8 protein-coding genes are annotated in these 12,582 nt (G+C 34.3%); all 8 read right to left on the minus strand.

What is annotated here, in order from left to right; all coding sequences use genetic code 11:
- Nucleotides 1-2 precede the first annotated feature (2 nt).
- The 8 genes from carB to PHE88_01295 all read right to left on the minus strand — a co-directional run bounded on the left by carB (nucleotide 3) and on the right by PHE88_01295 (nucleotide 12,128).
- Nucleotides 3-3,281, minus strand: coding sequence for a carbamoyl-phosphate synthase large subunit (gene carB / locus PHE88_01260; protein MDD5686445.1), 3,279 nt, complete (start codon nucleotides 3,279-3,281; stop codon nucleotides 3-5).
- Nucleotides 3,265-4,392: a glutamine-hydrolyzing carbamoyl-phosphate synthase small subunit gene (gene carA / locus PHE88_01265; GenBank protein MDD5686446.1), complete on the minus strand. Its 1,128-nt coding sequence runs from the start codon at nucleotides 4,390-4,392 to the stop codon at nucleotides 3,265-3,267. The genes carB and carA overlap by 17 nt, the downstream gene beginning before the upstream one ends.
- A 220-nt stretch (nucleotides 4,393-4,612) precedes the next feature.
- Nucleotides 4,613-6,445, minus strand: a complete 1,833-nt coding sequence (locus PHE88_01270; protein ID MDD5686447.1) for a tetratricopeptide repeat protein — start codon at nucleotides 6,443-6,445, stop codon at nucleotides 4,613-4,615.
- Nucleotides 6,446-6,671: 226 nt separating this feature from the next.
- Complete coding sequence (locus PHE88_01275; protein ID MDD5686448.1) at nucleotides 6,672-7,400, minus strand: hypothetical protein; 729 nt, start codon at nucleotides 7,398-7,400, stop codon at nucleotides 6,672-6,674.
- A 215-nt stretch (nucleotides 7,401-7,615) separates the two neighbouring features.
- Nucleotides 7,616-8,851, minus strand: coding sequence for an FAD-dependent oxidoreductase (locus PHE88_01280; protein ID MDD5686449.1), 1,236 nt, complete (start codon nucleotides 8,849-8,851; stop codon nucleotides 7,616-7,618).
- 67 nt (nucleotides 8,852-8,918) lie between these two features.
- Nucleotides 8,919-9,368 carry a 4Fe-4S dicluster domain-containing protein gene (locus PHE88_01285; GenBank protein ID MDD5686450.1) on the minus strand — a complete coding sequence of 150 codons (450 nt, stop codon included), beginning with the start codon at nucleotides 9,366-9,368 and terminating at the stop codon, nucleotides 8,919-8,921.
- 106 nt (nucleotides 9,369-9,474) lie between these two features.
- A complete protein-coding gene (locus tag PHE88_01290; protein MDD5686451.1) occupies nucleotides 9,475-11,013 on the minus strand; it encodes a glutamate synthase-related protein in 1,539 nt (512 codons plus the stop codon).
- 62 nt (nucleotides 11,014-11,075) lie between these two features.
- Nucleotides 11,076-12,128 (minus strand): glutamine amidotransferase family protein, encoded by a 1,053-nt coding sequence (locus tag PHE88_01295; protein ID MDD5686452.1) that lies wholly within the window; start codon nucleotides 12,126-12,128, stop codon nucleotides 11,076-11,078.
- Nucleotides 12,129-12,582 lie beyond the last annotated feature (454 nt).

Here is a 12,582-nt window from a genome sequence, read left to right on the forward strand (position 1 = left end):
TTTTATCTCCAATATTGTTGAATCGGTTTAATATGAGGCTTTTTATGTCTGAGCGATTTAATTGCTTCTAATGAAACTGTCGCTGCAGCAATCGTTGTAATTATAGGTACATTATAAGAAATCGCAGTTGTTCTTATTATACGACCGTCAGACACTGCCATTTTCTTCCCGCTTGGTATATCTATAATAAGAGACATTTTTCCGCCTTTTATATAATTTACAATATTGGGACTCCCTTCACTTACTTTTTTTACATATTTCACTTTTATATTTTTAGATTCAAGATATTCTGCTGTTCCGGTTGTTGCTACAATATCAAAACCTAATTCCTCAAACCCTTTCGCAACATGTAAAATCTTTTCTTTTTCATTTCTCCTGACGCTTACAAAAACTGTACCTTCTTTCGGTAATGGTGTTCCTGCCGCTATCTGGGATTTTGCAAATGCTATTTCATATAAAAAATCTATCCCCATTACTTCTCCTGTTGAACGCATTTCAGGACCAAGAACAGTGTCAGTTCCGATAAACCTGTTAAAAGGTAAAACAGATTCTTTAATCGCAAAATAATCCATCTTCTTCAGTTTATTATGATAAATTGATAATTTCTTATTAATTATTGCTGAAACCGCCAATTTAACAAGTGAAACACCTGTTGCTTTGGATACAAATGGAACTGTCCTTGATGCTCTAGGGTTAACTTCAAGAATAAAAACTTTCCCATCTTTAATAGCAAACTGAATATTTAAAAGTCCTTTTACATTTAGTGCTTTTGCTGACTTTTTAGTATAATCTATAATTGTATTTATAATTTTTGGCTTTAATGTTCGCGGTGGGATTGCACAGGCGCTGTCACCGGAATGAATACCTGCCTGTTCAATATGTTCGAGGATTCCACCGATAAAAGTATCTTTTCCGTCACAAACTGCATCAACATCAACTTCAATGGCGTTCTGTAAAAATTTATCTATAAAAATAGGGTGCTCAGGTGAAACATCCGTCGCTATCTTAACATATTTCTCGAGAGATTGATTATCATATGCTACTTCCATCGCTCTTCCACCTAAAACATATGAGGGTCTTATAAGTACAGGATAACCGATTTTTTCTACAATTTTTATTGCTTCTTTAAGATTATTTGCACATCCCCATAACGGAACAGGTATATTTAACCTCTTCAATAACTTACCGAATTTTACCCTGTCTTCTGCTAAATCAATATTATCAGGAGAAGTACCAATAATATTCACACCGGCTTCTTTTAATCTAAGTGCTAAATTAAGAGGTGTCTGACCGCCAAACTGGATGATAACACCTTCTGGTTTTTCTCTTTCTACGATATTCATAACATCTTCGAAAGTTAACGGTTCAAAATAAAGTTTATCGGATATATCATAATCAGTTGAAACCGTCTCAGGATTACAATTAACCATTATAGTTTCAAACCCCAATTCTCTTAAAGCAAAAACAGAATGAACACAGCAGTAATCAAATTCTATCCCCTGCCCGATTCTATTCGGTCCCCCTCCTAAAATCATAATCTTCTTTTTTTTCTTGCTTCTTACTTCTTGCTTTTTTTCTCCTATATCATCATTTTCAGATTCATACGTTGAATAAAAATACGGCGTGGATGCCTCGAATTCACCGGCACAGGTATCTATCAGTTTATATTTCGGTGTAATCTTGAATTTTAATCTTAATTTTTTAATCTCATACTCGCTTCTATCTGTTAAATACCCGATTTGTCTATCGGAAAACCCATACTCCTTTGCTTTCCTTAAAAGAAAAGGGCTTAGATTTTCCTCCAAACCAATTTCCTCCCCTAAATCAACAATTTCTTTTATCTGGTAAATGAACCACTTGTCAATTTTTGAAAGTTTTGATATTTTATCAACGCTAAAACCCAGCTGCAGCGCATAACCTATGTTAAATATTCTATCACAATTCGGAACTTTCAGTTTGTCTGTAACCTGTTCAATATAATTTATTTTTTCTATAGATTTATCAGAATAATTACTCAGTTTATCTACTATCTGAACCTGACCTAAACCATCAGCATTCATTCCGTAACGGCCGATTTCAAGACCTCTAATTGCTTTCTGCAAAGCTTCTTTAAAGTTCCTCCCAATTGCCATTACTTCCCCGACCGATTTCATCGCCGTATTCAGGGTTTGGTCTGCTTCAAGAAACTTTTCAAATGTGAAACGAGGGATTTTAACAACAACATAATCAATCGCCGGTTCGAAAGAAGCAGGAGTTTTTTTAGTTATATCATTTTTTATTTCATCAAGAGTATACCCGACTGCAAGTTTTGCCGCAATCTTAGCAATCGGAAATCCCGTCGCTTTTGATGCAAGCGCAGACGACCGGGAAACCCGTGGATTCATTTCAATAACAACAAGTCTTCCGGTATCCGGATTAACAGCAAACTGAACATTACTCCCTCCGGTATCAACACCTATTGACCTCATAATCGTTATTGATGCATCACGAAGTTTTTGATATTCTTTATCCGTCAATGTCTGCGCCGGCGCTACGGTAATTGAATCGCCGGTATGTATGCCCATCGGGTCAAAATTTTCTATAGGACATACAATTACAACATTGTCGTTCTTGTCTCGCATCACTTCAAGCTCATATTCTTTCCATCCAATCAGCGATTCTTCAATTAAAATTTTATTTACGGGACTGGCAGCAAGCCCCCACTTAACTTTTTCTTTAAATTCACTTTCTTTATAACATATCGAACCACCGACACCGCCTAAAGTAAAAGACGGTCTTATAATGTTAGGATATCCCACTTTTTTCACAATTTTTAACGCTTCTTTTACACTCTTTGCATATCCTGATTTTGGGACTTCAAGACCTGCTTCTATCATTGTTTTTTTAAAAAGAAACCTGTCTTCTGCTTTTTTTATTGCTTCATATCTTGCACCTATTAGTTCCACACCATATTTTTTCAATATTCCTTTTTCGTAAAGTTCAACCGAAAGATTCAGAGCTGTTTGCCCGCCAAGTGTGGGAAGAAGCGCATCCGGTCTTTCTTTCCTAATTATCTCTTCCAAAAATTCTTTTGTCAGGGGTTCAATATAAGTTTTATCCGAAAATTCCGGGTCGGTCATAATTGTCGCGGGATTTGAGTTCACAAGGATAATTTTATATCCTTCTTCTTTTAACGCCCGGCAGCCCTGAGTCCCTGAATAATCAAATTCGCATGCCTGTCCTATTACAATCGGACCGGAACCTATAATAAGTATTTTTTTAATATCATTTCTTCTTGGCATATTTTTTTACCATACCGGCAAATTTTTCAAACAAATAACCGGTATCGTGCGGACCCGGTGACGCTTCAGGATGAAACTGAACAGAAAAAACAGGTAATTTTTTATGTTCCATACCTTCAAGTGTTCCGTCGTTTAAATTCATATACGTAGGAATAACATCATCAAGTGTTTTCAAATCCACGGCAAAATTGTGGTTTTCTGCAGATATTTCAATACGACTTGTCTTTAAATTTTTTATAGGCTGGTTTGAACCGTGATGCCCGAATTTTAATTTATATGTTTTTCCACCCATAGCAAGCCCAAGAATCTGGTGACCGAGGCAGATGCCGAATAAAGGAAGTCCGATGTCCGATGTCCGATGTCCGATGTCTGAAATTAACTTCTTTACTGTTTCTATTGCATATGTGACACCTTCGGGATCGCCGGGACCGTTTGAAAGAAGAATGCCTTTGGGTTTCAATGATAATATTTTTTCAAAAGATGTGTTTGCAGGGACGACTACCGGATTCAGATTAACATTACACAATGACCTCAAAATATTTGTTTTTACTCCGAAATCCATAACAACAACAGAAAGAAATTGAGAAACTGGGAAATTGGGAAATTGAGAAAACTTGTGAACCTTTTGACAGGTGACTTCTTTTACAAGGTCTCTGCCGACAATATCAGGAGCTGATTTTAACTTTCTTAACAACAGTTCTTTTTTATCATTAACTGTTGAAATAATACCTTTCATTGCCCCTTTTTCCCTTATGTGTTTTACGATACATCTCGTATCAACACCTTCTATTCCGATAATATGGTTTTCTTTAAAGTACTTATCTAATGATTTGTCTGCCCGCCAATTTGAGTATATTTTAGAATATTCTTTTACGATAAAACCTGATACATGAGGACTTTCACTCTCCATATCTTCACTATTTATACCATAATTACCGATATGAGGATAAGTCATAGTTACAATTTGACCTTTATAGGAAGGATCAGTTAAAATTTCCTGATAGCCGGTATGTGAAGTGTTAAATACTACTTCGCCAATAGTTTCGCCTTCATAACCAAACGAATTTCCGCTAAACATTAAACCATCTTCAAGTAAAACTATCGCTTTCATATTTTCTTCTAATTACCTATTCCTAAAAAAGCCTTCAATCCCACATCGTAATTGAAGACTTCGATTTCTAAAACTTATTAAAAACCAATTATTATTAGTTTATGGACTTCCTTGTCTTTTGTAGTTATTATACCCTATTTTATTACAGCTTGTCAAGAAAAAAGAACTCAAGATATGTCACTCATTAAATTTGGAAGAAGTAATCCTAACATTATTAGAATTAATTTTTATAGGTTGAGGTTTCACTGGACCAAACTGTCCCTGATTTATCTAAAAACCCTTTATAACTAGGATCGACTCTAATTGCCTTTACTATGTAGTGAGCAACTTTTTCTAACTCATTTATTCGCTTATAAACTACTATAAGATTATGATAAGGAACAATCCAATAGGGGTCAATACTCAATGCAGATTCATAGAAGACGATAGCTTTTGAAAATTCAGTTTTATAATAATAACAGTTACCAATTTCGTTATGAGCACCTTTGGCAAGAGAATTTAAAGATATACACTTGTTATAGTAAAATATTGCTTTATCCCATAATCCTTTACCTGCATAAGATTTACCAAAGTCATAGTAAAATACATCATAAGTTTGGGTTTGTTGGGGAAAATTTTTCAGTAAATCCGAGAAAACTTTTATTGCTTCGTCATATTGACCTATTTCGATGCGGAATTCCCCTAAAGAAAAATATGGATAGAAATTTGCCGGATACATTTCATGCGCTATTCTGATATGTTTTAAAGCTTCCGTATAATTCTTACGTTGTAAATATCTATAATTTGCAAAAAGATGCGCGTCCATTGATTGAGGGTATACCTTTAGATTTTTTTCAAATAGAACCAAATCATCTCTCCAGTCAATATTTCTTTTTAACGTTCTCACTAAATAAAAGCAGAAAATTAAACCAAGAAAAAGATATGCTATTTTTTTTATTTCTTTTTTAAACAAGAATCTATCAAATAAAATTGCGACTAACATACAATATCCTATCGAAGGAATATATAAGTAACGTTCAGCATAAATTATATTAAAAGGTATAATTTGAGATACAGGCAATAAAGTAATAAAAAAATAAAGGGTAGAGAAACTAATTTCCTTAAATTGATTTTTTATCATAAAGGCAAAAATAACAAAAGAAAATAAAAGAAAAAGACAAAGAACTTCTCCAGCTGTAGGAAAATTTCCCGGCAAATGACTGGGATACAATAAAACCAAATTGAGTGGAAAAAAGCATACCCATATATACCTCAAAATAGGTTTGCCCATAGAAGACAAAATTCTAAAATGTACCTTAGTACCAAGTTGACTTCCATAGTGTATACCGTAAAATACTTGACCTGAAGTTTCAAGCAATGAAGGTATCACTGTAACCCACAAAATAATTATGATGAAAAAAGGAATGCACAGTATAAGTCCTTTACGGACTTTTTCTCGTGATAAGAAAAAGTAATCATATAAAACTAGAACTATAGGTAAGGAAACAACCATCAATTTTGAGCACAACCCCAAAATGAACAAAACCAAAGAAACCGCATAGAATCCTTTTCTTATTTTCGTATTTTCCATAGCTTTCAAGTATGTATAAAAAGAAATTAGAAAGAACATACAAGCTAATAGTTCTGTTCTATAGACAATAACATTAACTGTTTCTGTATGTATGGGATGTACTGCAAATAGTATTGCTGTAATGAAAGATACAACATTATTCCTGAATATCCACCAGATAAGAAGATAGATTAAAATGCTGTTTATTATATGAAGTAAAATATTAAAAAGTCTCCAACCATAGACATCCAAATTAAACAATTTATAGTTCAGAAATAAGGTCAAAGTACCAAGTGGACGATAATTTGCTTCATTAAAATATAGCAAATATTTTGAACTGAAAATGTGCGGAATATTACTCAAATGTTTTATTTGTGAATTTTCCACAATACGTGACACGTCATCATAAACAAAAGGATTTCGCAAAGTATCTACAAAAGAAAAAAATGCAAGGATTCCTATTATGACTATAATTATTTTTTTATTATTTATGACTTTTAACATATTTTATTTTCCGCATTTGCCTGAAGTGTTTGCAAAATATATCGTGAAAATAATTCTACTTATTTACCAGTTGTCTGCAACTATAAGTGTAAAGATTTTTATCATTTTGTCAAGATTTTCTTTAGATTATCTATTAAGAATTAAAAGTGGATACTTTTTAAAGGATTTAGAATTCAACTAATACTGGTTTTTTATGTTTTATGTTTCTACTAAATGGTTTTGAATCTCAATATGTGTAGATTTTACCGTAGGGTCTGGTGTGGAGAGCTTTTAATTTTGTAAATTTCTGATTTGAGTATTTTCTGTAATCAAGCTTAAATTCACCGCAAAATTCGGCTAAATACTTCTTTATTATGGCTTCATCATTTTTATCATATTTTACAATATCAACTTCACGACCTAACTGGTTTTTTTTAATATTCCCTCTTACATAAATAGTACCGCCATGCATTCCTGTACCAACGAAATTTCCGGCTATTTCTTTACTTTTATCCAATCCAAGCAAAATTATAATACCACCCGCCATATACTCCGCAAAGAAATCGCAAACACAACCCCCAATAACAATCAAAGGAACCATTTCTTTATACGATTTCATATGTATACCCGCTCTATATCCTGCATTATCTCTTACAAAAACCTTACCGCCTCTCATTCCGTAACTTAAAATATCACCGACAGAACCATGAATTGCAATTTTTCCAGTATCCATCGTATTGGCAATACAATCCTGTGCATTACCATAAACGCTTATTTTAGGACCGCTCATAAAACTTCCCAAATCATTACCGGCAGTACCATAAATCTTAATCTCTACATCCGACTTAAGCCCGGATGCAATATATCTCTGACCATTGATATTTTTAAGCACAATTTTTTTTGTGCCCTTTTTAACATTTTCTCTTATTTTTTCATTTAATTGTCTATGAGTAAGATTTTTAGCATCAATAATCATTTTTTCACCCATCAATAAAACATAAAGGCGTTCACGTGTTCATATGTTCAAATGTTCATTAGGACCTTGTTTTTGCCAAACAACCTACCTCTAAAACACCAGAGAGCGAAGCAAGAAATTTTCGCAGAGCCTAGATTTGCGACTACGCTTTCAAGAGCAAATCTCAGAGCGAGTTGGTGCCGAGCGACTCAAGAAAATTTACTTGCGAGCGATTTTTATATTTCCGTAGGTACAACTTCTTTTGACCTGAACTCTTTTGGAACATATATATACCCGAAATTTTCTTTCAATAAATCATCTTTGAAATTCGAAACATCGACACTGTCCCTAATAAGCCCCGTAACTATACCGGCACGGCTGATTTCACCTACAAAAATTGCACCGACAATTTTATTATCGTTAATAATTATTTTTTTATACTTTTTTGTTTTTTCATCAACTGCCGTTATTTCCTCACCAATATTTTCATTACTCATACCAATTGTTATTATTGGAAGTCCGAATATATCCACAGAATTCATAACAAAACCACCTTCGTATTTGGTTTTAACTCCGGAAATATTATTACCCGCAACACTCCCTTGTCTATAGGCAATAGGCCAAATCGGCAACACCCTGTTTTCTCCTTTAAGGATATCAGCTGCTTCCACACAATCACCCACAGCATATATATTCTCTTTTGATGTCATCATAAATGAATCTACAACTATTCCCCTGTTTGTTTTAATACCGGATTTTTTGGCAATGTCAATATTAGGTACAACCCCAATTGCACAAATAACTAATTCAGCTGAAATCTTTTCACCGGATTTAAGAATACATTCATTATTCTTTATTTCCACAATACTGTTATTTAAGATAAGTTTCGCATTTTTCCTTATCTCATCGGCAACCATTTTACCCGACTTTTCATCCAATACCGAAGCAAACGGTCTATTCATAAGTTCAACTATTGTAATATTAAAACCTAACCCTTTTAAAAATTCAGCAGCTTTTATACCTATCATCCCACAACCTATTATCACAGCATTCTTCTTATTTTTTGCAAATTTTCTAATCTTATTTGCATCTTCAAAATTTGTTAGTGTAAAAACATTTTTTCCATTTATGCCTTTTATGTCGGGAATTATCGGTTTTCCTCCGATAGCTAGAATCAATTTTGAATATTTTACCGTCCTTTTACTTTTAAGAACAACTGAATTCTTCTTCAACAAAACTGCTTCATCGAAAATTAAGCTAACATTGTTCTTTTTATAAAAATTCTTATCTCTATAATAGAACTGGTTAGGAGTAATATTTAAATGTGAAATCAGAGGTTTTGAATATGAGATATTTTTTTCCTTAGTAATAACAGTTATTGACAATTCTTTATTATTGTCTCTTATTGATTCTATCGCAGAAATAGCAGCAACTGAACTGCCTATAATTACAATTTTTTCTTTCTTTTTCATATTCGCTTCACTCACCATCACTGCTTCGTTTCGTGAAAGGACAAAACAGCAGACCAAGGGTCTGCAACTACTTTCCACTCGCCTCTTTATATATCAGTGCTTCATTCGGACATGCTTCAACACAAGCGGGTGAACCAATATCTTTGCATAAATCACATTTTGTAGCGACTTTTTTTTCTTTAGCATCCATTAAAATAACACCAAATGGACAAGACATTATACACATCCAACAACCGACGCATTTCTCCGAATCGTGTGAAACCTCGTTTGTTTTTTTATTTTTTTTCATCGCACCGGTGATACAAGCAGATATACACGGCGCATCTTTACAGTGACGGCACTGGATAGCAAAAGATAGAGGACCTTTTTGTTCAATAACAAGCCGCGGTGTCAGTTTGGGAAATTCTTCTTTATATGCTTTGATTATTTTTTTGGACTTTGAATGGGCAACTAAACAAGCTATTTCACAAAGCCGGCATGCCATACAATGTTCTTCTTTAAAATATATTTTTTTCATCTTAACAACATAGAAGCGGATTTACGCAGATTACAACGCAGATAAACGCTGATGATTTCCGCGTGTATCAGCGTATTGTTCCGCGTTTATCTGCTTCTATTCCTTTTTATAGGGATTCTCCTGCTGGTTTTATATCTAATACTTTTAATTCATTTTCGTGTAAATCAAAACCTCTTAAGCGTAAACGATTGCCTCTCAGAGATTCAATTGCATTTATACCCATACCGCCCATAATTTCTTTTATTTCATGACTCCACGCTTTAATCATATTCACAAGACGGCGAGCTGCGATATCAGGATTCAATCTTTTAACTAAATACGGGTCTTGTGTCGCTATACCCCAGTTACATTTTCCGGTATAACATTTCTGACATAAATGACATCCCATAGCAACCAAAGCAGCAGTTCCTATATATACAGCATCAGCTCCAAGTGCAATTGCCTTAACAACATCTACGGAATTTCTAAATCCGCCGGCAGCAATAACTGACGCCCTATTTCGAATACCTTCTTCTCTTAAACGAGTATCAACAGACGCAATTGCAAGCTCAATCGGAATACCGACATTATCGCGAATCCTGGTAGGTGCAGCACCGGTACCGCCTCTTATGCCGTCAATAGCAACAATATCGGCGCCCGCTCTAACTATGCCTGATGCTATTGCGGCAATATTATGGACCGCGGCGACTTTAACGCTTATTGGTTTCTTATATTCTGTTGCTTCTTTTAACGCATAAATCAACTGGGAAAGGTCTTCTATTGAATAAATATCATGATGCGGCGCCGGTGAAAGCGCATCTGTACCGATTGGAATCATTCTCGTTTGAGAAACTTCCTCTGTTACTTTTTCACCGGGAAGATGACCGCCAATCCCCGGCTTGGCTCCTTGACCGACTTTTATTTCAACTGCCGATGCTATTTCTAAATAATCCGGATTTACGCCAAACCTTCCTGAAGCCACCTGAACTATTGTATTTTTGCCATATTTATATAGTTCTTTCAAAAGACCGCCTTCTCCTGTATTATAATAAATCCCGCATTCTTCTGCCGCATTTGCCAAGGCACGGCATACATTAGCAGATATAGCCCCGTAACTCATCGCAGAAAAAAGTATAGGAGTCTCTAATTTAAGCTGCGGTGGTAATACAGGTGCCTTATGCAACTTATCTTTATTTCTTACTTCTTGCCTCTTACTTCCTAACTCGATTCTATCAGGCTTACTGCCAAGATATGTCCGAAGCTCCATTGGTTCTCTCAACGGGTCAATAGAAGGATTTGTAACCTGTGCCGCATCGAGAAGAATATTGTCCCAGATAATTTTATAATTTTTATCTGTTCCCATACCGGTAAGTAAAATACCGCCGGTTTCAGATTGTTTATATAGTTCTTTTAATTGTTTTTCACTCCAGTTTTTATTTCTTCTAATATTTTGAGGATATTCAGAAACCCTGATTGCTCCGGTTGGACACATATTTGCACAACGCAAACATCCGACACATTTTGAAAAATCTGTTTCTACTTTATTAGAATCCTTATCAAATGAATGAGATTCAAAAGCACATTGCCGTACACATACCTCACATTGAATACATTTATCAAGGTCTCTATTAATTATAAAATCCGGAAATAAATAAGATTTTCTCATATCTCTCTTCTTTTATTTATTATTTGTTATCTCTTGCTTCTTGCCTCTTACTTCTTGCTTCTTTATTTTAATTTTCCTATAGCAGGTTCGCCTGATTTAAGAAAAAATACATTTTTCGGTACAGGACAAACTTCCCTGATTGCACATTCTTCTGATGCCAGATAAAATTTAGAACCTTTTCGTGCAGCCACTAATGGTCTCAACTTAACTCTATCAGTAAATCCAAACATCATTTTGCCGTCAGAAACGATTATTGCGGAAGGACCGTTTATAAGGGCACTACCGTAAATTATCCGTAAAGTTTCAAAAAGTTTTTTTTCCTTTTCAGGCATTAGTTCTATTTCAGACCACAATGGTGAACACAAAATTTTATGGGTAATTTCTATAGGTAAATTATGCCTTCTTAACAACAAATCAAAAAGATAGAGTATTGCTTCGGAATCAGTACGAAGCGTAAGGTTGTATCCAAATCCTTCAAGATACCTCTTATTTATTCCATATGAAGAAATCTCGCCATTATGAACTAACGAAAAATTAAGAAGCCCGAAAGGATGCGCCCCGCCCCACCAACCGGGAGTATTTGTAGGAAATCTATCGTGCGCAATCCAGCAATAACCGGAATATTCTTCAAGCCTGTAAAATTTCCCGATATCACTTGCAAACCCGACACCTTTAAAAATACCCATATTCTTACCGGAAGATACAATAAAAGCACCGGATAATCCACCATTAATTTTCATCACTGACCGCATTACAATATCTTCTTCTGTAAGTTCATAAAACTGTTTCTTAACTTCTTCTTTAACCTGAAGAAAATACCTCCATAAAAGCGGCCGGTTAATAATTTTTTTTATCGGTCTTATCGGCAGAGGTTCTGATTTAAGAATATTAAAATCGCTTTTCAAATAATCTTCTGTATCTTCTTTAATTTTTTCACTGTTATAAATTATATGAAAGCAAAAATCATCTTTATTCTCCGGATAAATCCCGTAGCCGGCAAACCCCCCGCCAAGACCGTTTGCTCTTAAATACATTTTTTGTATTGAACAAATTATCTCTTTGCCGTAAAATCTCTTCCCGCTTTCATCAATTATTCCTGCAATTGAGCATCCCATATTATCTCTCTAATGTTTTCTTATTATGTTTTACCAAATTTTCCAGATTGAAATATTCTACAAAAAACTTCTTCACATTGCAATACATTTGAAATTTAACCACAAAAAATAATGATAAAATTGTATATTTGAGAAGATAAGCTAGCAAAATCAGTTCAAAAACATAACAATCAAAATGTATTAAAGTTGTATTAACTTTCGTAGTCGCAACCTTTACGGTTGCGTGAATATATCATCAATAGAACGCAGGCATAAAGCCTGCGACTACCAAATTCATAATATTATAACTTTATCCAGACCTTGAATAATCAAACAATATTTCAAACTCAACAATGATTGCAATTAAGCAACATTGTGATTTTACTATTTTTTGATGGAAAATCAATACTTTAATCTGAAAATATTCTGCTATTTTCTTTTATTAAAATTTTTGTATAATGTAACCATATTGTTG

The sequence above is a fragment of the Elusimicrobiota bacterium genome, assembly GCA_028718185.1.
Taxonomy (GTDB): Bacteria; Elusimicrobiota; UBA8919; order UBA8919; family UBA8919; genus JAQUMH01.

Bases quoted from the DNA above. Each gene is read 5' to 3' on its own strand.
- carB (MDD5686445.1), bottom strand. From the start codon at position 3,281: ATGCCAAGAAGAAATGATATTAAAAAAATACTTATTATAGGTTCCGGT.
- carA (MDD5686446.1), bottom strand. From the start codon at position 4,392: ATGAAAGCGATAGTTTTACTTGAAGATGGTTTAATGTTTAGCGGAAAT.
- PHE88_01270 (MDD5686447.1), bottom strand. From the start codon at position 6,445: ATGTTAAAAGTCATAAATAATAAAAAAATAATTATAGTCATAATAGGA.
- PHE88_01275 (MDD5686448.1), bottom strand. From the start codon at position 7,400: ATGATTATTGATGCTAAAAATCTTACTCATAGACAATTAAATGAAAAA.
- PHE88_01280 (MDD5686449.1), bottom strand. From the start codon at position 8,851: ATGAAAAAGAAAGAAAAAATTGTAATTATAGGCAGTTCAGTTGCTGCT.
- PHE88_01285 (MDD5686450.1), bottom strand. From the start codon at position 9,368: ATGAAAAAAATATATTTTAAAGAAGAACATTGTATGGCATGCCGGCTT.
- PHE88_01290 (MDD5686451.1), bottom strand. From the start codon at position 11,013: ATGAGAAAATCTTATTTATTTCCGGATTTTATAATTAATAGAGACCTT.
- PHE88_01295 (MDD5686452.1), bottom strand. From the start codon at position 12,128: ATGGGATGCTCAATTGCAGGAATAATTGATGAAAGCGGGAAGAGATTT.